At 63.5% G+C, this 21,677-nt stretch carries 22 protein-coding genes and 1 tRNA gene; 17 read left to right on the top strand and 6 right to left on the bottom strand.

Going from position 1 to position 21,677, the window contains the following annotated elements:
* Positions 1 to 76: 76 nt before the first annotated feature.
* From glpD to glpK, 8 genes are all read left to right on the top strand, one after another.
* Positions 77 to 1,603: a glycerol-3-phosphate dehydrogenase gene (glpD, locus tag QAZ22_RS20105; RefSeq protein ID WP_278202489.1), complete on the top strand. Its 1,527-nt coding sequence runs from the start codon at positions 77 to 79 to the stop codon at positions 1,601 to 1,603.
* Between the two features lie 39 nt (positions 1,604 to 1,642).
* Positions 1,643 to 2,722, top strand: a complete 1,080-nt coding sequence (locus QAZ22_RS20110; protein ID WP_278202491.1) for an ABC transporter ATP-binding protein — start codon at positions 1,643 to 1,645, stop codon at positions 2,720 to 2,722.
* A gap of 10 nt (positions 2,723 to 2,732) precedes the next feature.
* Positions 2,733 to 3,800, top strand: a complete 1,068-nt coding sequence (locus tag QAZ22_RS20115; RefSeq protein WP_278202492.1) for an ABC transporter ATP-binding protein — start codon at positions 2,733 to 2,735, stop codon at positions 3,798 to 3,800.
* Entirely contained in the window at positions 3,801 to 4,667 is an 867-nt protein-coding gene (locus QAZ22_RS20120; protein ID WP_278202494.1) for a sugar ABC transporter permease, read from the top strand.
* Position 4,668: 1 nt separating this feature from the next.
* Positions 4,669 to 5,577, top strand: a complete 909-nt coding sequence (locus QAZ22_RS20125) for a carbohydrate ABC transporter permease (protein ID WP_278202495.1) — start codon at positions 4,669 to 4,671, stop codon at positions 5,575 to 5,577.
* Positions 5,578 to 5,580: 3 nt separating this feature from the next.
* Entirely contained in the window at positions 5,581 to 5,868 is a 288-nt protein-coding gene (locus QAZ22_RS20130) for a DUF2160 domain-containing protein (protein ID WP_278202497.1), read from the top strand.
* A 77-nt stretch (positions 5,869 to 5,945) separates the two neighbouring features.
* Positions 5,946 to 7,670: an ABC transporter substrate-binding protein gene (locus tag QAZ22_RS20135; protein ID WP_278202498.1), complete on the top strand. Its 1,725-nt coding sequence runs from the start codon at positions 5,946 to 5,948 to the stop codon at positions 7,668 to 7,670.
* Positions 7,671 to 7,763: 93 nt separating this feature from the next.
* Positions 7,764 to 9,257 (top strand): glycerol kinase GlpK, encoded by a 1,494-nt coding sequence (gene glpK / locus QAZ22_RS20140; protein ID WP_278202500.1) that lies wholly within the window; start codon positions 7,764 to 7,766, stop codon positions 9,255 to 9,257.
* Positions 9,258 to 9,317: 60 nt separating this feature from the next.
* On the opposite strand, the gene QAZ22_RS20145 is transcribed toward glpK, so the two are convergent.
* Positions 9,318 to 9,767, bottom strand: coding sequence for a BA14K family protein (locus QAZ22_RS20145; RefSeq protein WP_278202502.1), 450 nt, complete (start codon positions 9,765 to 9,767; stop codon positions 9,318 to 9,320).
* Between the two features lie 346 nt (positions 9,768 to 10,113).
* Here QAZ22_RS20145 and QAZ22_RS20150 point away from each other — a divergent pair.
* The 4 genes from QAZ22_RS20150 to QAZ22_RS20165 all read left to right on the top strand — a co-directional run bounded on the left by QAZ22_RS20150 (position 10,114) and on the right by QAZ22_RS20165 (position 12,999).
* A tRNA-Lys gene (locus tag QAZ22_RS20150) sits at positions 10,114 to 10,189 on the top strand.
* A 607-nt stretch (positions 10,190 to 10,796) separates the two neighbouring features.
* The gene (locus QAZ22_RS20155) at positions 10,797 to 11,336 is read left to right on the top strand and encodes a DnaJ domain-containing protein (RefSeq protein WP_278202504.1); all 540 of its coding nucleotides are present in this window, start codon (positions 10,797 to 10,799) and stop codon (positions 11,334 to 11,336) included.
* A gap of 56 nt (positions 11,337 to 11,392) precedes the next feature.
* On the top strand, positions 11,393 to 11,575 hold the full coding sequence (locus QAZ22_RS20160; RefSeq protein WP_278202506.1) for a hypothetical protein: 183 nt from the start codon (positions 11,393 to 11,395) through the stop codon (positions 11,573 to 11,575).
* Between the two features lie 197 nt (positions 11,576 to 11,772).
* Positions 11,773 to 12,999, top strand: coding sequence for a hypothetical protein (locus tag QAZ22_RS20165; RefSeq protein ID WP_278202507.1), 1,227 nt, complete (start codon positions 11,773 to 11,775; stop codon positions 12,997 to 12,999).
* Between the two features lie 108 nt (positions 13,000 to 13,107).
* On the opposite strand, the gene dprA is transcribed toward QAZ22_RS20165, so the two are convergent.
* From dprA to QAZ22_RS20185, 4 genes are read right to left on the bottom strand one after another with little or no spacing between them, the layout of a single operon-like run.
* Positions 13,108 to 14,244, bottom strand: a complete 1,137-nt coding sequence (gene dprA, locus QAZ22_RS20170; protein WP_278202509.1) for a DNA-processing protein DprA — start codon at positions 14,242 to 14,244, stop codon at positions 13,108 to 13,110.
* Positions 14,241 to 14,822, bottom strand: coding sequence for a glycerol-3-phosphate 1-O-acyltransferase PlsY (gene plsY, locus QAZ22_RS20175; RefSeq protein ID WP_278202510.1), 582 nt, complete (start codon positions 14,820 to 14,822; stop codon positions 14,241 to 14,243). The genes dprA and plsY overlap by 4 nt, the downstream gene beginning before the upstream one ends.
* Positions 14,823 to 14,880: 58 nt before the next feature.
* Positions 14,881 to 16,167, bottom strand: a complete 1,287-nt coding sequence (locus tag QAZ22_RS20180) for a dihydroorotase (protein WP_278202512.1) — start codon at positions 16,165 to 16,167, stop codon at positions 14,881 to 14,883.
* Positions 16,164 to 17,144, bottom strand: coding sequence for an aspartate carbamoyltransferase catalytic subunit (locus tag QAZ22_RS20185; RefSeq protein ID WP_278202514.1), 981 nt, complete (start codon positions 17,142 to 17,144; stop codon positions 16,164 to 16,166). Before QAZ22_RS20185 ends, QAZ22_RS20180 begins: the two co-directional genes overlap by 4 nt.
* Before the next feature lie 183 nt (positions 17,145 to 17,327).
* Here QAZ22_RS20185 and QAZ22_RS20190 point away from each other — a divergent pair, with 183 nt between their 5' ends.
* The 3 genes from QAZ22_RS20190 (at position 17,328) to QAZ22_RS20200 (ending at position 20,015) form a co-directional block, all read left to right on the top strand.
* Positions 17,328 to 18,956: a DNA alkylation response protein gene (locus QAZ22_RS20190; RefSeq protein ID WP_278202515.1), complete on the top strand. Its 1,629-nt coding sequence runs from the start codon at positions 17,328 to 17,330 to the stop codon at positions 18,954 to 18,956.
* Positions 18,957 to 19,110: 154 nt separating this feature from the next.
* Positions 19,111 to 19,674: a hypothetical protein gene (locus QAZ22_RS20195; RefSeq protein ID WP_278202516.1), complete on the top strand. Its 564-nt coding sequence runs from the start codon at positions 19,111 to 19,113 to the stop codon at positions 19,672 to 19,674.
* Complete coding sequence (locus QAZ22_RS20200) at positions 19,674 to 20,015, top strand: DUF6105 family protein (RefSeq protein ID WP_278202517.1); 342 nt, start codon at positions 19,674 to 19,676, stop codon at positions 20,013 to 20,015. The genes QAZ22_RS20195 and QAZ22_RS20200 overlap by 1 nt, the downstream gene beginning before the upstream one ends.
* Here the strand turns inward: QAZ22_RS20200 and ruvX are convergent.
* On the bottom strand, positions 19,957 to 20,439 hold the full coding sequence (gene ruvX / locus QAZ22_RS20205; protein WP_278202518.1) for a Holliday junction resolvase RuvX: 483 nt from the start codon (positions 20,437 to 20,439) through the stop codon (positions 19,957 to 19,959). The genes QAZ22_RS20200 and ruvX overlap by 59 nt on opposite strands.
* 107 nt (positions 20,440 to 20,546) lie before the next feature.
* On the opposite strand from ruvX, the gene QAZ22_RS20210 reads away from it, so the two are divergent.
* Entirely contained in the window at positions 20,547 to 21,254 is a 708-nt protein-coding gene (locus QAZ22_RS20210; protein ID WP_278202519.1) for a metal-dependent hydrolase, read from the top strand.
* 130 nt (positions 21,255 to 21,384) lie between these two features.
* Positions 21,385 to 21,672 (top strand): Asp-tRNA(Asn)/Glu-tRNA(Gln) amidotransferase subunit GatC, encoded by a 288-nt coding sequence (gene gatC / locus QAZ22_RS20215; protein WP_006202114.1) that lies wholly within the window; start codon positions 21,385 to 21,387, stop codon positions 21,670 to 21,672.
* Positions 21,673 to 21,677 lie beyond the last annotated feature (5 nt).

Genomic DNA, 21,677 nt, shown 5'->3' on the forward strand with positions numbered 1-21,677 from the left:
TATTGAGTTCGAAATAATCCCGTCACGGTTTCGCGAAACACAAAAATGGTGCAATGCGAAATCGTGGAGGAACCCTGTGAGCGCATCCCCGATCCATGACATTTTCGTCATAGGTGGCGGCATCAACGGCTGCGGCATCGCCCGTGATGCCGTCGGCCGTGGATTTTCGGTTTTCCTGGCCGAGATGAACGATCTTGCCAGCGGGACGTCCTCCGGCTCGACCAAGCTGATCCATGGCGGCCTGCGCTATCTCGAATTCTATGAATTCCGCCTGGTGCGTGAAGCGCTGATGGAGCGCGAGGTTCTCTGGAAGAACGCGCCGCACATCATCTGGCCGATGCGCTTCGTGCTGCCTTATGCCAAGGGCTTGCGCCCGGCCTGGCTGATCCGGCTCGGCCTGTTCCTCTACGACCATATCGGCGGGCGCAAGCTGCTGCCGGCGACGAAGACGCTGGACATGGCCAGCGACCCGGCCGGCAAACCACTTAAGCCGCTCTTCCGCAAGGCGTTCGAATATTCGGACGGCTGGGTCAACGATGCCCGCCTGGTAGCGCTCAATGCCCGCGACGCGGCCGACCGCGGCGCCGTCATCCGCACCCGCACCAAAGTGGTCAGCGCGCGCCGCGACGGCGCGCTGTGGACGATCAAGATCCAGAACGTGCTGACCGGCGAGACCGAGGAAGTTCGGGCCCGCCTTCTCGTCAATGCCGCGGGACCCTGGGTCGATCAGGTGCTGGCAAAGGCGGTCGGGCAGAACGACGTGCACAATGTTCGCCTGGTGCAGGGCAGCCACATCGTCATCAAGAAGAAGTTCGACGATCCGCGCGCCTACTTCTTCCAGAACAAGGACGGGCGCATCATCTTCGCCATTCCCTACGAGGAAGAGTTCACGCTGATCGGCACTACCGACCGCGACTATCCCGGCGATCCGCATGACGTGAAGATCAGCGATGCCGAGATCGACTATCTCTGCGCCGCGGCGAGCGAATATTTCGCGCAACCCGTCAAGCGCTCGGATATCGTCTGGACCTATTCCGCCGTGCGCCCTCTCTATGACGACGGCGCCTCGAAGGCGCAGGAAGCGACGCGCGACTATGTGCTGAAGGCCGAAGGCGGGGAGGGCGCAGCCCCCTTGCTCAATTCATTCGGCGGCAAGATCACGACGTTCCGCCGGCTGGCTGAATCGATGCTGGAGAAGATCGAAGGTTTTCTCGGCAAGCGCGGCAAGCCATGGACCGCCAATGCGCCGCTGCCGGGCGGCGATTTCCCGGCGACCGGTTTCGACGCGCAGGTTGCCAGGTTGAAGAATGCCTATCCGTTCCTCGACCAGCGGCTGGCGCGCAGGCTCACCCGGCTGTACGGTACGCGCGCCGAGAAGCTGCTCGGGCTGGCCAAGTCGAATGCCGATCTCGGCCGCAATTTCGGCGCCGACGTTTACGAGGCCGAGCTGCGCTACCTCGTCGAGAACGAATGGGCCGTCACCGCCGAGGACGTGCTGTGGCGCAGGACCAAGCGCGGCCTGCATTTCAGCCGCGAGCAGACAGCGGCCTTGGAAGAATTCATGCGTGGACTGAGCCGACGCCACGTCGCGGCGGCCGAATAATGACCGCCCAATAGCGCGCAAGGCCTGGGAGGAGGCGTGATGCTGGAATTGAGGAACGTGACGAAGACGGTCGGTGCGCAGGAGCATATCCGCGACGTGTCGCTGACGCTTCAGCACGGCTCGCTGAACGTCCTGCTCGGGCCGACGCTTTCCGGCAAGACCAGCCTGATGCGGCTGACGGCCGGGCTCGACGCGCCGACCTCCGGCTCGGTCTGGTTCGACGGCAAGGACGTCACCGGACAGCCGGTGCAGAAGCGCAACGTCGCCATGGTCTACCAGCAGTTCATCAACTATCCGGCGATGACCGTCTACGAGAACATCGCCTCGCCGCTTCGGGTCGCCGGCGTCGATCACGCCAGGATCGACAAGGAGGTGCGCAACGCCGCCGCGCTCCTGAAGCTCACGCCCTATCTCGACCGCACGCCGCTCAGCCTGTCGGGCGGCCAGCAGCAGCGCACGGCGCTTGCCCGCGCCATTGTCAAGAACGCCAGCCTGGTGCTGCTGGACGAACCGCTCGCCAATCTCGACTACAAGCTGCGCGAGGAACTGCGGGCCGAGCTGCCGAAGATCTTTGCCGCCGCCGGCACCATCTTCGTTTACGCGACCACCGAGCCGCACGAGGCGCTTTTGCTCGGCGGCAACACGGCGACTCTCTCGGAAGGGCGGGTCACGCAATTCGGGCCGACCGTGGAAGTGTTCCGCAAGCCGGTCGACCTGGTGACGGCACGAACCTTCGCCGATCCGCCGCTCAACACCATCGTGCTCGCCAAGAAGGGATCCGATTTCCTGCTCGAAGGCGGCGTCAAGCTGCCGGTCCCGCCGGAATTGCTCGGCATTCCGGATGCCAGCTACACGATCGGCTTCCAACCGCACCATTTGTCGCTCGAGCGCCCCAGTGCCGGCGCCGTGCCGGTGCGGGCAAAGGTGACCATCACCGAGATCACCGGCTCGGAAAGCTTCGTGCATCTCGACTTCGCCGATGCGCGCTGGGTCATGCTTGCGCATGGCATTCTCGATTTCGAGACCGACGACGAGGTCGAGGTGTTCATCGATCCGCGCCACATCATGGTGTTCGACCAGAACGGCCGCGCCGTGACTGCGTCGAAGCTGGCGGCCTGAGGAGGAAGCGATGGCGCGCATCGAGGTCAACCATATCCGCCACTCCTACCTGCCCAATCCGAAGAAAGATTCGGATTTCGCGCTGAAGGAGGTGCACCACACCTTCGAGGACGGCGGCGCCTACGCGCTGCTCGGGCCCTCGGGCTGCGGGAAGACCACCTTGCTCAACATCATTTCGGGGCTGCTTCATCCCTCGCACGGCCAGCTTTTGTTCAACGGCAGGGACGTGACCCGTCTGTCGACGCAGGAGCGCAACATCGCCCAGGTGTTCCAGTTCCCGGTCATCTACGACACCATGACCGTCTACGACAATCTGGCCTTCCCATTGCGCAACCGCCGCGTGCCTGAGGCCGATGTCGACCGCAAGGTGCGCGAGACGCTCGACATGATCGATCTCGCTTCGATGGCGAACCGGAAGGCGCGCAAGCTGACCGCCGACCAGAAGCAGAAGATCTCGCTCGGCCGCGGCCTGGTGCGCTCGGACGTCAACGCCATCCTGTTCGACGAGCCGCTCACCGTCATCGACCCGCATATGAAATGGGTGCTGCGCTCGCAGCTCAAGCAACTGCACCGCCGCTTCGGCTACACCATGGTCTATGTCACGCACGACCAGACCGAAGCGCTCACCTTCGCCGACCGCGTCGTGGTCATGTATGACGGCGAGATCGTGCAGATCGGCACGCCGGCCGAACTGTTCGAGCGGCCGCGCCACACCTTCGTCGGCTATTTCATCGGTTCGCCGGGGATGAATGTTCTGCCGGTTGCGATCGAGGGCAAGACGGCGATGCTCGGCGCGCAGCGCATCGAGCTGCCGGGCGTTCCCAAGGCCGAAGCCGGCCCCGTCGAGCTCGGCATCCGTCCGGAATATGTGCGGCTCGGCCGTGAAGGCATGGCGGTGTCGGTCAGCAAGGTCGAGGATGTCGGCCGCCACAAGGTGGTGCGCGCCAGTCTCGAGGGCAAGGAGATCGCCGCCGTCATCGGCGAGGACGACGAGGTGCCGGCCGAACCAAAAGTTCGCTTCGAGCCTGCCGGCATCAACATCTACGCCGATTCCTGGCGTGTCGAGATGGGGGCATAGATGGACAAGACCTGGAACAACAAGGCCTGGTTCCTTGTCCTGCCGGTGCTGGTGCTGGTGGCGTTCTCGGCCGTCATCCCGCTGATGACCGTCGTCAACTATTCGGTGCAGGACACGTTCGGCAACAACGTCTTCTTCTGGGCCGGCACCGAGTGGTTCGAAGAGCTGCTGCATTCCAACCGCTTCTGGGAAGCGATGGTGCGCAACCTGATCTTCTCCTTCATCATCCTGGCGATCGAAGTGCCGCTCGGCGTCTTCATCGCGCTCAACATGCCGAAGAAGGGCTGGGGCGTGCCGGTCTGCCTGGTGCTGATGGCGTTGCCGCTGCTCATTCCGTGGAACGTCGTCGGCACGATCTGGCAGGTCTTCGGCCGCAACGACATCGGCCTGCTCGGCTACTACGTCAACAGGCTCGGCATCAATTACAACTATGTGCAGAATCCGATCGATGCCTGGGTCACGGTCATCGTCATGGACGTCTGGCACTGGACGAGCCTGGTAGTGCTGCTCTGCTATGCCGGCCTGGTCTCGATCCCCGACGCCTTCTACCAGGCGGCCAAGATCGACGGCGCGTCGCGCTGGGCGGTGTTCCGCTACATCCAGCTGCCGAAGATGCAGCGCGTGCTGCTGATCGCCGTGCTGTTGCGCTTCATGGACAGTTTCATGATCTACACCGAGCCCTTCGTCGTCACCGGCGGCGGTCCGGGCAATTCGACGACCTTCCTGTCGATCGATCTGGTCAAGACGGCGCTCGGACAGTTCGATCTCGGTCCGGCGGCCGCCATGTCGCTGGTCTACTTCCTGATCATCCTGTTGTTGTCATGGGTGTTCTACACCGTGATGACCAACTACGACGCGGAGCGCTGAGATGGCGAGTGCCAACGAGACGACACGCGTGAGCGAAACGGTGATCACCGAAGTAGGCAGCACGCTGTCGCAGGACGAGGTGGCGAAGCTCATGCGCCGTCGCGGCGAGGAGTCGCGCTGGTGGTGGATCGTGCCGACGATCTACATCGTCCTGCTTCTGCTGCCGATCTACTGGCTCATCAACATGAGCTTCAAGACCAACCAGGAGATCGTGTCCTCGCTGACGCTCTTTCCGCACGAGCCGACGCTGCGCAACTACAAGATCATCTTCACCGATCCGTCCTGGTATTCCGGCTACATCAATTCGATCACCTATGTGGTGATGAACATGGTGATCTCGGTGGCGGTCGCATTGCCCGCGGCCTACGCCTTCTCGCGCTACCGTTTCCTCGGCGACAAGCACCTGTTCTTCTGGCTGCTCACCAACCGCATGGCGCCGCCGGCGGTGTTCGCGCTGCCGTTCTTCCAGCTCTACTCGGCCTTCGGCCTGATCGACACGCATATCGCGGTGGCGCTGGCGCACTGTCTGTTCAACGTGCCGCTGGCGGTGTGGATCCTCGAAGGCTTCATGTCCGGCGTGCCGAAGGAGATCGACGAGACCGCCTATATCGACGGCTATTCCTTCCCGCGCTTCTTCGTGAAGATCTTCATGCCGCTGATCGCGAGCGGCATCGGCGTCGCCTGCTTCTTCTGCTTCATGTTCTCGTGGGTGGAACTCTTGATCGCCCGCACGCTGACGACGACCGACGCCAAGCCGATCGCCGCCACCATGACCCGCACCGTCTCGGCCGCGGGCATGGACTGGGGCCTGCTCGCCGCCGCCGGCGTGCTGACGCTGATCCCCGGCGCTTTGGTCATCTGGTTCGTCCGCAACTATATCGCCAAGGGCTTCGCCCTGGGGAGGGTGTGATCCATGAATCTCGACTTCTCCTGGATGGCATGGACCTGGCCGACGGCCGCCTTCTTCGTCGTCATCGTGCTGATGCTCTTCGGCATGGGCGTGTGGGAATATGTCTCGCCCGGCGGCAATCCGCGCGTCGGCGTGCTGCGCTTCGAGACGACGCGCGGCGACCGCCTCTTCGTTTCGCTGCTCGGCAGCGCCTTTATCCATCTCGCTTGGCTGGGTCTGGTTGGGCCCAACCTGTGGTGGGCTCTCGCTCTCTCCGTGGTCTACGCGATTGGCGTATTCCGATACGTATAGAGGGGGAAATAGTTGGAGCGGCCGCGTGGTGGCGGCCGCTCCAGATCGCACTTGAAACTTAAGACTGGAGGAGACACATGCGACGGCAATTTCTAACATCAACGACCGCCCTTGTTCTATTGCTCGGCGCGGGCCACGCCTACGCCGGAATGGACGAGGCAAAAGCCTTTCTGGACAAAGAGATAGGCCCCTTGTCGACGCTTTCGCGCGCCGACCAGGAAAAGGAAATGCAGTGGTTCATCGACGCAGCCAAGCCGTTTGCCGGCATGGAGATCAAGGTCGTGTCGGAAACCATCGCCACGCATTCCTATGAATCGCAGGTGCTGGCGCCGGCCTTCTCCGCCATCACCGGCATCAAGGTCACGCACGACACCATCCAGGAAGGCGATGTCGTCGAGAAGATCCAGACCCAGATGCAGACCGGCCAGAATCTCTATGACGGCTGGGTCAACGACTCCGACCTGATCGGCACGCACTGGCGCTATCAGCAGGTGCGCAATCTCTCCGACTGGATGGCGGGCGACGGCAAGGACGTCACCGACCCGATGCTCGACGTCGACGACTTCATCGGCAAGTCGTTCACCACCGCGCCGGACGGCAAGCTCTACCAGCTTCCCGACCAGCAGTTCGCGAACCTCTACTGGTTCCGCTACGACTGGTTCAACGACGAGAAAAACAAGGCGGACTTCAAGGCCAAGTACGGCTACGACCTCGGCGTTCCGGTCAACTGGTCGGCCTATGAGGATATTGCCGCCTTCTTCACCGGCCGCGAGATCGACGGCAAGAAGGTCTTCGGTCATATGGACTACGGCAAGAAGGACCCGTCTCTGGGCTGGCGCTTCACCGACGCTTGGCTGTCCATGGCCGGCAATGGCGACAAGGGCATTCCGAACGGCAAGCCGGTCGACGAGTGGGGCATCAAGGTCGACGAGAATTCGCGTCCCGTCGGCTCCTGCGTCGCCCGCGGCGGCGACACCAATGGCCCGGCTTCGGTCTACGCCATCCAGAAATATCTCGACTGGCTGAAGGCCTATGCGCCGCCGGAAGCGCAGGGCATGACCTTCTCCGAATCCGGTCCGGTGCCCTCGCAGGGCACGATCGCCCAGCAGATCTTCTGGTACACCGCCTTCACCGCCGACATGGCCAAACCCGGCCTGCCGGTGGTGAACGAGGACGGCACGCCGAAATGGCGCGTCGCGCCGTCGCCGCACGGCGTCTACTGGAAGGACGGCATGAAGCTCGGCTATCAGGACGCGGGTTCCTGGACGCTGATGAAGTCGACGCCGACCGACCGCGCCAAGGCCGCCTGGCTCTATGCGCAGTTCGTAGTGTCGAAGACGGTCGACGTGAAGAAGAGCCATGTCGGCCTCACCTTCATCCGCGACTCCACCATCCACGACAAGAGCTTCACCGAACGGGCGCCGAAACTCGGCGGCCTCGTCGAGTTCTACCGCTCGCCGGCACGCGTGCAGTGGACCCCGACCGGCACCAATGTTCCGGATTATCCGAAGCTGGCGCAGCTCTGGTGGCAGAACATCGGCGATGCTTCTTCCGGCGCCAAGAGTCCGCAGGAAGCGATGGACTCGCTCTGCGCCGACCAGGAGAAGGTGCTCGAACGTCTCGAAAAGGCGGGCGTGCAGGGCGACATCGGCCCAAAGATGGCCGAGGAGCACGACCTCGACTACTGGAACAAGGACGCTGTCTCGAAGGGCAACCTTGCGCCGCAGCTCAAGGTCGAGAACGAGAAGGACAAGCCTGTCACCGTCAACTACGACGAGCTGGTGAAGAGCTGGCAGAAGTAACGGCATGACGTGGGCGGGCTCGCCCATGCTAGGAAATGCAGGGGAGGCGGCTTTGCCGTCTCCCCTGTTGCATGAGAAGCGGAGGGATATGGAATGAGCGGTTTTGTGCTGGCCATCGATCAGGGGACGACCTCGACCAGGGCGATCCTGTTCGACGAAAAGATGAAGGTGGCAGGCGTCGGCCAGCAGGAATTCACGCAGCATTATCCGGCTTCCGGCTGGGTCGAGCATGACCCGGAAGACATCTGGTCAAGCGTGGTCGCGACGGTGAAGGCGGCGCTGAAAGCCGCCGGCCGCACGGCGTCGGATGTCGCCGCCATCGGCATCACCAACCAGCGCGAGACGGTCGTCATCTGGGACAAGGCGACCGGCAAGCCGATCCACAATGCGATCGTGTGGCAGGACCGTCGCACTGCACCGCTCTGCCAGAAGCTCCGTAGCCAAGGGCTGGAGAAGACATTCACGAAGAAGACCGGGCTGCTGCTCGATCCCTATTTTTCCGGCACCAAGATCGCCTGGATGCTGGACAAGGTGAAGGGCGCAAGGAAGCGCGCCGAGAAGGGCGAGCTGCTCGCAGGCACCATCGACAGTTTTCTCGTCTGGCGGCTGACCGGCGGCAAAGTGCACGCCACCGACGCCACCAACGCCTCGCGCACGCTGATCTACAACATCGAGAAGAACGCCTGGGACGGCGAACTGCTGGCCATCCTGAAAATACCGGCCACGATCCTGCCGCAGGTGAAGGACTGTGCCGACGATTTCGGCGTCACCCGGAAGGGCCTCTTCGGCGCCGAGATGAAGATCCTCGGCGTCGCCGGCGACCAGCATGCGGCGACCATCGGCCAGGCCTGTTTCGAGCCCGGCATGATGAAGTCCACCTACGGCACCGGCTGTTTCGCGCTGCTCAACACCGGTGCCGATCTGGTGCGCTCCAAGAACCGGCTCTTGACCACCATCGCCTACCGGCTGAACGGCAAGACCACCTACGCGCTGGAGGGCTCGATCTTCATCGCGGGTGCGGCCGTGCAATGGCTGCGCGACGGCATCAAGGTGATCGGCAAGGCCGAGCAGAGCGGCGCTCTGGCGGCGGCGGCCGACCCGGCGCAGCAGGTCTATCTGGTACCGGCCTTCGTCGGCCTCGGCGCGCCGCACTGGGACGCGGACGCGCGCGGCGCCATTTTTGGACTGACCCGCAATTCGGGTCCCGCGGAATTTGCCCGGGCAGCGTTGGAGTCCGTCGCCTTCCAGACGCGCGACCTGCTCGACGCCATGCGCAAGGACTGGAAAGGCGCTTCCGCCAAGACCGTGCTTCGGGTCGACGGCGGCATGGTGGCGTCCGACTGGACCATGCAGCGGCTGGCCGACATCCTCGACGCGCCGGTCGACCGCCCGACGATCCTGGAGACGACCGCGCTGGGCGCCGCCTGGCTTGCCGGATCGAAAGCCGGCGTGTGGCCGAAGGCGAGGGAGTTCGCCAAGACCTGGGCGCTCGACCGCCGTTTCAAGCCGGACATGGACGCCGCCAGCCGCTCGGCGAAGCTGGCAGGTTGGCGCGATGCGGTGAGGCGCACGCTGAGCACGCACTGACCCATCGAGAAGAGCCCGCGCCTTGCGAAGCGGGCTCGGTCAACGACTCCGGGGGTACCGTCAGTAGGGCGAGCGACACTCGCGCCTGCCGTAGCTGGACAGGTATGTATTGTCCGAGGCGCGATAGCTTCTGTAGTGATCGTAGCACCACTGTACATGCGCATCCGCATAGCGGTTCTGGCTGTTGACGATCGCGCCGGTGATCAGCGCGCCGGTAGCGAATGCGGCAAGCGGGAACCAGAAATCGCCGTGACGGCGATAGCCGCGATGATATTCGCGGTAGCCGCGATGGCCGTTCCAGTACACGGCGCCATTGCGCTCATACATGCCGCTTTGGGAGCGATTGAAACTACGGCGCTTTCTCCAGTCCTGGTACTGTACCGTCTGGACATTCGAGAGGTCCTGTCCTTGCGGCACATAATTCGGCTGGGCATTGACCGGCACGACCTCCGCCGCGGCGAACGAAACCGATAGCGCGGTTGCCAGCAGACCCGATGAAATCTTGTTCATGGTCTTCTCCTCGAGGGTGGTTGTCGTCCCTTGCGGAGGCAACGGTCGGGCGGTGCGATAGTTCCGCCAGACGCCTGGTCGCGTTCAACGAGCACGCCCGATGCGCGCAGTCGGTCTGAGCGTAAGACATGCGTGAAAACAATAACTTAAGCGCAGATCGCGATTCCGTTCAAGACGAAGCGCACGACCCGAAGCGTCCCCCCTTCGGCCTTGCGTGCAACAGGGTTCGGACGGACCCTGATGTCGCGAAAAAGCAAGACTTGCGGGCGATCTTTTTCCGGTTGACCGGCCGATGTACTCTCCCTATGTTCCGCGCAATTTCGAGGGCGGCGTTTCCAGCCCACGGGAGCGCGTAGCTCAGCCGGTAGAGCAACTGACTTTTAATCAGTAGGTCATGGGTTCGAATCCCATCGCGCTCACCAAGATTTTGCCAAGAAATTCAATGGTTTGTCAGAGATCGCGCGGGTTTTGCGGCGCCGCTGACTAGTGTCCCCAGGCACTCGATTCCGCCGTCGCATTTTTTGCTTCCCACCAGGGTATTGGCCGCTGCCCCAACGGAATAAGGGGCTATATCTGTCGTTTATTCGGACCAATGCCGTTGGAAGGATGGACCTCAGCCGATTGTGGGCCTGCCGGCAACTCAGGCATTTTGCAGCGCGCTGGCTGATAACCCCAAGCCCCCCGCCCATCAGTCGGCGTACAGCCCGGCTTGCGAACCTCAGTCCAACCCCAAAGCAAGCCGGGCTTTTGATCTAACTAGCATCCATACCGAACCGAGGAGCGCCGCATGATCACTTGCATCCTCGTAGCGAGGCTCCTCCTCCAGCCCGCCAGCATCGTCGCCGGCAAGTCGATCGCCTTCGGCAGCCGGTGATGGCCGACTGATGTACCCCAAGCTCCCGCCCATGGCTGGAGATGAATGTGCCGGGCCGGCAGACGCGGGGAAGCCGGCTTGCGTGGGCAGAACGGTTGCGCGATGCTGTCGTCGGGGTGTGGTGTTCGCGATGCCGATTCTGTGGAAGCACCACTATGTTCATCGACTATTACGAACTTCTGGAAATCAGCCCGAACGCGAATTCGGAAACGATTGAACGGATATTTCGTTATTTTGCAATGCGCTATCATCCCGACAACCGGGAAACCGGCGATGAATCGCGCTTCAGCGAAATCGTCGAGGCGCACAACACGCTCAAGGATCCGGTCAAGCGCGCTCAATACGACGTCCAGTATAGGGACCATTTGAGCCTTCGCCGCGAGCTGACCGAGGAAGCCAGCAACGCCAAAGGGCTGGAGCGCGACATCGTCATCCAGGCCAAACTGCTGTCGCTTCTTTACGTAAAGCGGCGACAGGACGTGAACAATCCCGGCATCGGCGATGAAGAACTCGAACGCTTGTCAGGCTGCCCGCGTGAGCATCTGGAATTTCATCTCTGGTACCTGAAGGCAAAGGGCTGGATTGCAAGGATCGAAAACGGGATGTTCGCCATTACGGTCGATGGAATCGATCGCGCCAATTCCGAGCACCGTCGTGAAGCCCCCGCTACCAGATTGCTGGATCATGCAAACTGAAGGGTAGCGTCGGTTAGCTGCAGCCAGGCTCGAAGGGGTGCCCGAGGGAGGGCAAAATGCCCGAGAAAAAGGTGATCGCCGTCAAGGACTGGACCTGCGCCATGAGCGACGAGCTCGGTCGCGTAGCGCTGACGATCAATCCGACCGACGGCGAGCCGATCCTGGTTTTGCTGACGATCTTTCAGGCGGCAAAGATGGGGCGCGATCTGCAGGCGCCGAAACGCACACAGCTACGCTGAAGCAGTGAAGCGTAGAGTCTCAGGATCGGAGCCTGTCGGAGAAAGGGCTTGGACAAGTGGCGTTACGACGCTCGTTCTGAACAGTGGCGCAGGCGTGCAGCGCGAGGCCACAGGTGGCGCCTTTCTCGCAATGCGGTGATATGGGCGCTGACCCTAACAGCAATTTTGGTCTTTTCCGTTCTGATAGCGATGAAGGCTTGATCGGCAAGCGCAGAAGGAGCCCAACCTTGTCGCCAAACCGGGTGATGGCTAAAGTCGGCTTTCCCGAGGGAGGCTCCAAGATGGCACTTGACCTTTCGGTAGATGCTTCAGCCGCCAAAGTGGCGACGCCTGGCAAATATCTCTTCGGCCCCGTCGCCGACTTCCTCATGCTCGGAGGCAGCGCGTTTCTGATCCTGCCAATCCTGTTCCTGGTGCCGCTCGAATACGAAGGCCTGGTCGCCGCAACGATGGTCGTCGTGGCCTATCTTGTGAACTATCCCCACTTCGCTCACTCGTACCAGATTTTCTACCGTAATTTCGGTCGCAAGGTGAGCGGGAACGGCTACGACAGGAGCCTGCAGCTTCGCTATATTTTCGCGGGCATCGTCGTCCCCGTGATCATGGGCGCGTTCTTTGCTTATGGCGCGGCAACGGAGAATACCCGGCTGCTCGGCTACGCGGCCAATGCGATGTTCTTCTTCGTGGGCTGGCATTACGTCAAGCAAGGCTACGGCATGCTGATGGTGGACGCCGTGCTCAAGCGCAAGTTCTTCGACGACCGCGACAAAAAGGTGCTGCTGGTCAACAGCTATGCCGTGTGGATCCTGGCGTGGCTGCAGACGAACACTGCAGTCACCCAAGGGAACTACTACGGCCTGCAATATTACACATTCGCCGCTCCTTCATGGATCGCCAACGTCGCCCTTTTGGCGGCCGTCGCGTCCACGGCGGCCACGGTCCTGATGCTGGTCAACCGCTGGCGAAAAAACGGCCGCGGGCTGCCGTATAACGGCATCGTGGCCTATGCCGCGTCGCTCTATCTGTGGATCCTGATTGCCAGAATTAACCCGCTCTGGCTGCTGGTGGTGCCGGCGCTCCATTCGCTGCAATATCTGGCCGTGGTCTGGCGATACCAGACCAATGTCGAGCGCGACGTCGCGGATGCCGCAAGAAATCCGGAACCGAAGATACTCTCCCTTGTCGGGCCGCTCTACAGGCTGCGGGTGCTGGGGTTTATCGTCGGGGGCGGGGCGCTGGGATATCTCGGTTTTTGGCTGATCCCATTCGCGCTGACTGCGTTGATCCCCTACGACCAGCAAGTCCTCGGCTCCTCGCTGTTCTTCTTCATCGTCCTGATCTTCATCAACGTGCACCACTATTTCCTGGACAATGTGATGTGGCGCCGCGGCAATCCGGAAGTATCCAAGTATCTGTTCCGGTAGAGCAGTTCATCGTTTCACGAAAACGCTGAACTGCTCTAGCTATTTGTCTTTACGCAATTCCGGACGGAAAACCGTTACACACTTTTCCTGGAATTGCTCTGGAGCGATTCAGGAACGTCCGAGAACCAGCGATACATTCCCGCCGGGATGGCGTTCGAGCCGGCCGGCAAGGTCGAGCTCCAGCAGCACCATGGCGATCTGCGTCGCGCTGAGCCCCGTGTGGCGGATGATCTCGTCCACCCCGACCGGCGTGGGCCCGAGCGCTTCCAGCACGTCGGCGCGGTCGTTCTCGCCGGGCGGCGGCATTGCCGACAGGTCGGGCGCCTCGGCGAGCGGGGCCGGCCGGGATACGCGAACTCCGGCAAGAGGCGCCAGCGCGCCGAGAATGTCGGCTGCCTCGGTGACGAGCGTGGCGCCGTCCTTGAGCAGGGCGTTGCTGCCGGCGGCGCGCGGGTCGAGCGGCGAGCCCGGCACTGCGAAAACCAGCCGGCCCATCTCGTTGGCGAGGCGGGCGCTGATCAGCGAGCCGGAGCGCTGTGCGGCTTCGACCACGACCAGCCCGAGCGCCATGCCGGCGACGATGCGATTGCGGCGCGGAAAATCCTGCGCGCGCGGCTGCCAGCCGAACGGCATTTCCGAAACGATGGCGCCGCCGCGCTCGGCTATGTCTTCGCACAAGCCGGCATTTTCGGGCGGGTAGGGCAAATCGAGCCCGCCGGCGAGCACGCCGACGGTGCCGGTCGAGAGACTGCCCTGATGCGCTGCAGTGTCGATGCCGCGCGCCAAGCCCGACACGATGGCGTAACCGTCGCGGCCGAGATCCGCCGCCAGCATGCGCGCCATCTTGATGCCGGCGAGCGAGGCGTTGCGGGCGCCGACGATCGCCACCGCCGGCAGACGGAACACCGCGCCTTCGCCCTTCATCGCCAGCAGCGGCGGCGGGTTGTCCATGGTCTTCAGCATGGACGGGTAGTCGGCCTCGCCGATGCCGACGAAGCGAGCGCCGGCGCGCCGGGCCGCTTCCAGCTCCGCTTCGGCTTCAGTGGCCGCCGGAATGCGGACGATACGGTTAGCACCGCCCGAAATCATCAGCTCTGGCAGCATTTCGAGCGCGGCCTCGGCCGAGCCGAAGCGGTTGATCAATTCACGGAAGGATGCGGGGCCGACATTCGGCGTGCGGATCAGGCGAAGCCAGCTCAGCCGCTGCCGGTCGCTGAGGCGCGGGCCGGCGGCGGGCGCGCTCATCCCTTCGCCCCGATCTTGCCCTCGGTGCCGGCGAGGAGCCGCGAGATGTTGGCGCGATGCTTGATGAAGACGATCAGGCTCATCACCGCGAACAGGCCGGCAATCTGGGGCGTGCTTATGAAGTAAAGCGCGATCGGCACGACCACGGCGGCCGCCAGCGCGGCCAGGGAGGAGTAGCGGAACAGGAACGCCATGGCGAGCCAGACGACGGCGAAGACGAGCATGCCCTGCCAGGCAAGACCGAGCAGCACACCGAGATAGGTGGCGACGCCCTTGCCGCCCTTGAAGCCGAGCCAGACCGGAAAGAGATGTCCGAGGAAGGCGCCGAAACCGGCCGCGAGCGCCAGCTCCGGCGCGAAGCGGCCGGCAATGAGCACCGCCGCGGTGCCCTTCAGCGCATCAAGCAGCAGCGTGGCGGCGGCAAGGCCCTTGTTGCCGGTGCGCAGCACATTGGTCGCGCCGATATTGCCGGAGCCGATCCGGCGCACGTCGCCGAGACCGGCCGCGCGGGTGATCAAGAGCCCAAACGGGATCGAGCCGAGCAGGTAGCCGAAGATCAGTGCGAGCCCGTAACCCATTGTTCCCCCGCTTATTTTTGTCAGTCGAACCGTGCTTCCGGCGCTGTCGACCGAACGCTCAGGCCGAAAACACTGTGCGGCCCGCCACCATGGTTTGCAAGACCTTGCCCTGCAGGCGCGCGCCCTCGAAGCAGGTGTTCTTGGAGCGCGAGCGCAGGCCGCCTTCACTGACGATCCAGGGCTCGTCGAGATCGAGGACCGCGAGGTCGGCCGCAGCACCCGGCTTCAGCGTCCCGCCCGGCAGGCCGAACAGCTTTGCGGGTGCGGTCGAAAGCGTCTCGACCAGCCGCAGCAGCGGCACGTCGCCGTTGTGGTAGAGGCGAAGTGCGGCGCCAAGCAGCGTCTCCAGCCCGATCGCGCCGGCGGCGGCATCGGCAAAGGGCAGGCGCTTGGTGTCGACATCCTGCGGATCGTGCGAGGAGACGATGATGTCGATGGTGCCGTCCTTGATCGCCTCGATCATCGCCAGGCGATCGTCCTCGGCGCGCAATGGCGGGGTCAGTCGGAAGAAGGTGCGGTATTCGCCGACGTCGTTCTCGTTGAGCGACAGATTGTGGATGGCGACGCCGGCCGTGACATCGGCACCGTCCGCCTTTGCCCGGCGCACGGCTCCAGCCGCCATCGCCGTCGAGATCTTGGCGGCGTGATAGGCGCCGCCCGTCAGCCGCGCCAGGGCCAGGTCGCGCTCCAGCGGGATGAGTTCTGCCTCGCGCGGAATGCCGGAAAGGCCGAGCCAGCTCGCATAGAGGCCTTCGTTCATCACGCCCGACGAGGCGAGCTCGGCATCCTGCGTCTCATGCGCGATCACGCCGCCGAAATCGCGCGCATAGGTCAGCGCCCGGCGCATCACCAGCGCGCTGGGGATCGTGTGGCGGCCGTCGGTGAAGGCGACGGCGCCGGCTTCGCGCAGCAGGCCGAACTCGGTCATCTCGCGGCCTTCGAGGCCCTTGGTGATCGCCGCTGCCGGGAAGATGTTGACGCTTGCCGTATCCCTTGCCGTGCGCAGCACGAACTCGACCAGCGCCACATTGTCGATCACCGGATTGGTGTCGGGCATCATGACGACCGAGGTGACGCCACCGGCGGCCGCCGCGACACTTGCCGAGGCAATCGTCTCGCGATGCTCGCCGCCGGGTTCGCCGATGAAGACGCGCGCATCGACAAGGCCAGGAATGATCGTCCTGCCGGCGCAGTCGATGACAACGGCGCCTTCGGGCGCGCCCTGGTTCAGCGCCGCCTTGCCGGCGGCCGCGATCTTGCGGCCATCGACGACGACGGTGCCGATCTCATCGACGCCGCGCGAGGGATCGACGATATACGCCTTGCTGAAGACCGTCACGCTCATGCGCCGCGCCCCTCATGGTTGCGGCTCTCATAGTTGCGGCGGGGATCGAGCAGCGCTTCCATCACCGCCATGCGAACGGCGACACCCATCTCGACCTGTTCCTGGATGACGCTCTGCGGTCCATCGGCGATCTCCGAGGCGATCTCGACGCCTCTGTTCATCGGTCCTGGATGCATGACCAGCGCATCCTCCTTGGCCGCTTTGAGCTTTTCGGCGTCGAGGCCGAAATAGCGGAAATATTCGCGGGTCGAGGGCACGAAGGCGCCTTCCATGCGCTCGCGCTGCAGGCGCAGCATCATCACCACGTCGGCGTCCTTCAGCCCTTCGGCCATCGAGCGCGACACGATCACGCCCATCCGCTCGATGCCCGCCGGCAGCAGCGTCGAGGGCGCTACGACCCGCACCTGCGCGCCGAGCGCGTTCAAGAGCATGATGTTGGAGCGGGCGACGCGCGAATGCAGGATGTCGCCGCAAATCGCCACGATCAGCTTCGACAGCGGTCCCTTGGCGCGGCGAATCGTCAGCGCGTCGAGCAGCGCCTGCGTCGGATGTTCATGCGCGCCATCGCCGGCATTGACCACCGAGCAGCCGACTTTTTGCGCCAGAAGCGCTGCAGCACCCGCCGACTGGTGCCGAATGATCAGGATGTCCGGCCGCATGGCGTTGAGCGTCATCGCCGTATCGATCAGTGTCTCGCCCTTCTTCACCGAAGAGCTCGCCACCGACATGTTCATGACGTCGGCGCCAAGCCTTTTTCCCGCGAGCTCGAAGGACGACTGCGTGCGGGTCGAGGCCTCGTAGAAGAGGTTGATCTGGGTGCGGCCGCGCAGGGTCGAGGTCTTCTTTTCCGGTTGTCGCGAGATCGCCACCGCCTGGTCGGCGCGATCGAGCAGCAGCTCGATATCGGCGGGAGAAAGATCGCGGATGCCCAGAAGATGGCGGTGAGGAAAAAGCGGCAGGGACGAAGCGTCGGTCATCTCAAGGCGCTGCTATAGGGTGCGGCCCGGCCAGCCGCAAGCGCCAGCTTTGGATTGCGGGCGTTCTCCCCGGTATTTTCGTCGCGCGCCTTGCATTGCTTGGGCTATAAGGCCCGGTGGCTTCGGATTCGCGACCGCGGCCTTGAGATGGTAAGGACCTCTCTGCCAACTGAAGGATTGGGCGTGACCGACGAGGTGATCAACCAGCCGCCGCCATTGACGGGCGGCAATGCATGGCGGGGCGATCCGTTGCTCATCCAGCTTGCCGAGCGTTTTTCCGATCCGGTGCGCAAGGACCTCGACGCTCTCGGCCGGTTCGTCATGACGCAGGAGGCGCAGGAGCTTGCCCGCCTCGCCAACACCGACACGCCGAAACTCAAGACGCATGACCGCCAGGGCCGGCGCATCGATCTGGTCGAATTCCATCCGGCCTATCACGCTTTGATGCGTCGTTCCATCGCCGGCGGCCTGCATTCCTCGGTCTGGGAAAACGGCGATGCCGAGATAGGGCGCCGGCACCAGGTGAGGGCGGCGCGCTTCTACCTGACCGCGGAGCTCGAGACCGGGCATCTTTGCCCCATCACCATGACCAGCGCTTCGCTGGCGGCGCTGATGGCAAGCCCAAAACTGTTCCGCGAGTGGGCGCCGCGCGTGACGACGCGCAAATACGACCAGAGCCAGAAGCCGCCGGTGCAAAAGACCGGACTGACGCTCGGCATGGGCATGACCGAGAAGCAGGGCGGCACCGACGTGCGGGCCAACATCACAAAAGCCGAGCGCGCGGGAAACGGCTTCTATCGGCTCACCGGCCATAAATGGTTCATGTCGGCGCCGATGTCCGACGCCTTCCTGGCGCTTGCCCAGGCACCGGAAGGCCTGTCCTGCTTCCTCGTTCCACGCATTCTGGGCGATGGTTCCGGCAATGGTTTTCGCTTCCAGCGCCTGAAGGACAAGCTCGGCAACCGCTCCAACGCCTCGTCGGAAGTGGAATTCGTCAACGCTATCGGCGAGATGGTCGGAGAACCGGGCGCCGGCATAAAGACGATCATGGACATGGTCACGCTGACCCGGCTCGATTGTGCGGTCGCGTCTTCTGCGGTCATGCGGGCAGGGCTGGCGGAAGCCGTTCACCACACCCGCCATCGCCAAGTGTTCGGCACCAATCTGATCGACCAGCCGCTGATGCAGCGGGTGCTGGCCGACATGGCGCTCGACGTCGCCGCCGCGACGGCGCTGTCGTTTCGGCTGGCGCGCTCCTTCGACGAGGCCGCGAGCGATCGCGGCGAGGCGGCTTTTGCCCGCGCCATGACGCCGGTGGTCAAATACTGGGTCTGCAAGATCGCGCCGGCACTGCTTTACGAGGCGATGGAGTGCCTGGGCGGCAACGGCTATGTCGAGGAAGCGCCGCTCGCCCGCTACTATCGCGAGGCCCCGGTCAACGCGATCTGGGAAGGGTCCGGCAATGTCATGGCGCTCGACGTGCTGCGCGTGCTCGGGCGCGCGCCCGGCCTGTTCGAGGAAGTGCTGGCCGGCATCGATCGCGATCTCGGCACAGGCGGCCGCGGCACCATAGGCGTGCTCAAGGCGGCAATGCAGGTGGCTTCGACCGACCAGGGCTCGGCGCGCCTGCTCACCGAGCAGCTCGCGCTGTCGGCCGCAGCTGCGGAATTGCGCCGGCTGGGAGCAGGGCGGATTGCCGACGCCTTCGTCGAGACGCGGCTCGGCGGCCAATGGCGCACCACCTACGGCATGCTCGATTCGCGCCATGACGCGCGCATGATCATCGACACGCTTTATCCGCCGCTGACCTGAACAAGCCCGAAACGCGGTCCCATCCGGGCTGTGGATAGCCATTAACCTTAACAAATGGTTTCCGTTGCCGGGAGCCTTTGCAAAGCCCACTCTGTCCACCGGAGTAGGGAAGTGTTAACCATGAACATCCCGTGCTCCGCCAGGCAGGAAGCGCATGCGGCACGTCTTGACATCATTTCTGGCATTGCACTGGGCGGTCGTTTTCGCCCTGCTGGCCTACATCTGCATGGATGGCGACCGCGGCATTGCGTCGGCGCTCGGCGTGCTTGGCGTGTCGGTGCAAAGCAGCCGTTTCCCGGGGCTCGAACACGCCGTCGTCGTGGCGCCGCTTTCGATCGCGCTGCTGATCGTCGCGCTGCTGTTCTGCTGGGCTTTCGTCGAGACGCTGCTCAACATTGCGGCGAGGCCGGATACCGGCGATGCGGTGGTGCGGATCGCCTTCATCGGCGCCTCTTTCCTGCTTTCGATCATCCTCGTCGGTGGCGCCGCGCAAGGGATCAACGGCCTGTTCATGGTGGTCGCCATTCAAATGACGGCTCTGCTTGCCTCCTATGTCGCGGTGCTCGCTGAGCGACGCTCGACCCTTGCAGCCGCTATGGCCTCGCATGACAGCGACGCCCGCCTGGCCGCCCATCGCATGGCGGCTGGCGCCGCGCACAGCTCCCTGCTTTCCCGCATCTCCGCACGACCGGAAACCAGACCCGGAGGCCGCCGCTGATGCGCGCGCTGTTCGCATTCTGGGCGGCTCCGTTGGTCCTGTTCTGGGGCTGGTTCTTCCTGTCGCTCAACGACATCAATTTCGGCTATGTGATGCTCAGCCGCCAATTGCATGACCTGGTCTTCCAACTCTACGGCCAGATGCTGGGCATCGATCCGGCGATCATCCCGGGCATGGTCGCGCGGGCCTGCGTGTTCGACAGTTTCCTGCTGGCCGGACTGGTGGCTTTCCGGCGCCGGCGCCAGATCTTCGAATGGATCAGGCAGCGCCGTGAAGGCCCGGTCAGTCCTGAGAGGCTCGGCGGAGCGACTGAAGCCGGTCCAACGCTCCCTGCAGAATAAAGGCCGCCGCGGCCGAATCGATCTTGCCGGCGCGCTTCTTGCGCGAAAAATCCATCTCGATCAGCGTCCGCTCCGCGGCGACTGTCGAAAGCCGTTCGTCCCACAACACAAAGGGCAGGTCGGACAGGGGCGCCATGTTGCGCGCGAAAGCGCGGGACTTTTGCGCGCGCGGCCCTTCCGATCCGTCCATGTTGACGGGAAGGCCGAGCACGATCGCCCCGACATTGTCCTTCTCGAGCTGGGCCAGCAACTGGGCGGCATCGATCGAGAACTTCTTGCGCAGGATGACCGGGCGCGGATGGGCAAAGGACAGGCCGCGGTCCGACACCGCCAGGCCGATCGTCTTGTCGCCGAGATCGAGGCCGGCGAGCGTGCGGCCGCCCACGAGCCTTGCCGGCAATTCCTCGATGCCGATGATGCTCAACAGCCCTCCATGATCTTTCGCTGCGCGGCTTTTTGACAGGCCGCTGGACTTTCAATTTGCCGCCGGCGTTCTATCCTTTGATAACGGGAAAATCGAGGAACGCATTCATGAAACTCACCTGGTATGGCCATTCGGCATTCCGCATCGAGACAAAGGACGCCACCATCCTCATCGACCCCTATCTGGTCGGCAATCCTTCGTGGACGGGCGGCTGGGAAGGCCCGGCAGAAGGTGTGACGCATGTTCTCCTCACCCATGGCCACAACGACCATGTCAGCGGTTCGATCGAGGTGCTGAACAAGAGTGGCGCCATGCTGGTCGCCAATTTCGAGGTCTGCATGTATCTCGTCGGCCAGGGCGTCAGCGACAAGAAGATCAACCCCGGCAATATCGGCGGCACCGTCGATTGCGGTCCCTTCACCACCACCTTCGTCCAGGCGCTGCACTCCTCCTCCTTCGGCGGGCAGGGCGGCACCAACACCTATCTCGGCAATCCGGGCGGGCTGGTGCTGCATTTCCCGGAGGAGAAGACGCTCTATCACATGGGCGACACCGACATCTTCTCCGACATGGGGCTGATCAACGAGTTGCATGAGCCGAAGATCGGCATCGTGCCCATAGGCGACCGCTTCACCATGGGCGGCGCCGTGGCGGCCCTTGCCTGCCGCCGCTTTTTCAGCTTCGACACGGTCGTCCCCTGCCATTTCGGCACGTTCCCGATCATCGACCAGACCGCCGACAAATTCGTGGCCGGCATGGAAGGATCCGGCGTCAAGGTGGCGCTGCCGGAGAAAGGCAAAGCGATCACGATCTAGACGCTTCGCCCTGTTGCGCTGCCTTTGGCGGCGCCCGAAGCATCCGTATGCGGTCCGCCCGGCATGATCGATGTTGCGCCGCAAGCGTCGCGCCGCTATAGCCCGCACTGGTTTTCCCGAGGCAACAAACATGTCCGTTGATCTTCAGACCGTTAAGCGCGTCGCGCACCTTGCCCGCATTGCGGTGAGCGAGGAGGATGCCGAACGCATGACCGGCGAACTGAACGCCATCCTCGGCTTCGTCGAGCAACTGAACGAGGTCGATGTCTCCGGCGTCGAGCCGATGACCTCGGTCACCCCGATGGAGATGAAGAAGCGCCAGGACGTCGTCACCGACGGCAGCAAGGCGACCGACATCGTCGCCAACGCGCCGGCCACGGACGAGAATTTCTTCCTCGTTCCCAAGGTCGTGGAGTAGGGCAC

The organism is Mesorhizobium sp. WSM4906 (assembly GCF_029674625.1).
Classification (GTDB): domain Bacteria; phylum Pseudomonadota; class Alphaproteobacteria; order Rhizobiales; family Rhizobiaceae; genus Mesorhizobium.

What these genes read in the sequence shown, in the direction of transcription:
- QAZ22_RS20135 (WP_278202498.1), top strand. Translation starts at nt 5,946, where the DNA reads ATGCGACGGCAATTTCTAACATCAACGACCGCCCTTGTTCTATTGCTC.
- QAZ22_RS20115 (WP_278202492.1), top strand. Translation starts at nt 2,733, where the DNA reads ATGGCGCGCATCGAGGTCAACCATATCCGCCACTCCTACCTGCCCAAT.
- QAZ22_RS20130 (WP_278202497.1), top strand. Translation starts at nt 5,581, where the DNA reads ATGAATCTCGACTTCTCCTGGATGGCATGGACCTGGCCGACGGCCGCC.
- QAZ22_RS20145 (WP_278202502.1), bottom strand. Translation starts at nt 9,767, where the DNA reads ATGAACAAGATTTCATCGGGTCTGCTGGCAACCGCGCTATCGGTTTCG.
- QAZ22_RS20125 (WP_278202495.1), top strand. Translation starts at nt 4,669, where the DNA reads ATGGCGAGTGCCAACGAGACGACACGCGTGAGCGAAACGGTGATCACC.
- dprA (WP_278202509.1), bottom strand. Translation starts at nt 14,244, where the DNA reads ATGAGCGCGCCCGCCGCCGGCCCGCGCCTCAGCGACCGGCAGCGGCTG.
- QAZ22_RS20110 (WP_278202491.1), top strand. Translation starts at nt 1,643, where the DNA reads ATGCTGGAATTGAGGAACGTGACGAAGACGGTCGGTGCGCAGGAGCAT.
- QAZ22_RS20210 (WP_278202519.1), top strand. Translation starts at nt 20,547, where the DNA reads ATGAAACTCACCTGGTATGGCCATTCGGCATTCCGCATCGAGACAAAG.
- QAZ22_RS20195 (WP_278202516.1), top strand. Translation starts at nt 19,111, where the DNA reads ATGCGGCACGTCTTGACATCATTTCTGGCATTGCACTGGGCGGTCGTT.
- QAZ22_RS20160 (WP_278202506.1), top strand. Translation starts at nt 11,393, where the DNA reads ATGCCCGAGAAAAAGGTGATCGCCGTCAAGGACTGGACCTGCGCCATG.
- plsY (WP_278202510.1), bottom strand. Translation starts at nt 14,822, where the DNA reads ATGGGTTACGGGCTCGCACTGATCTTCGGCTACCTGCTCGGCTCGATC.
- QAZ22_RS20185 (WP_278202514.1), bottom strand. Translation starts at nt 17,144, where the DNA reads ATGACCGACGCTTCGTCCCTGCCGCTTTTTCCTCACCGCCATCTTCTG.
- QAZ22_RS20180 (WP_278202512.1), bottom strand. Translation starts at nt 16,167, where the DNA reads ATGAGCGTGACGGTCTTCAGCAAGGCGTATATCGTCGATCCCTCGCGC.
- QAZ22_RS20155 (WP_278202504.1), top strand. Translation starts at nt 10,797, where the DNA reads ATGTTCATCGACTATTACGAACTTCTGGAAATCAGCCCGAACGCGAAT.
- glpK (WP_278202500.1), top strand. Translation starts at nt 7,764, where the DNA reads ATGAGCGGTTTTGTGCTGGCCATCGATCAGGGGACGACCTCGACCAGG.
- QAZ22_RS20200 (WP_278202517.1), top strand. Translation starts at nt 19,674, where the DNA reads ATGCGCGCGCTGTTCGCATTCTGGGCGGCTCCGTTGGTCCTGTTCTGG.
- gatC (WP_006202114.1), top strand. Translation starts at nt 21,385, where the DNA reads ATGTCCGTTGATCTTCAGACCGTTAAGCGCGTCGCGCACCTTGCCCGC.
- QAZ22_RS20120 (WP_278202494.1), top strand. Translation starts at nt 3,801, where the DNA reads ATGGACAAGACCTGGAACAACAAGGCCTGGTTCCTTGTCCTGCCGGTG.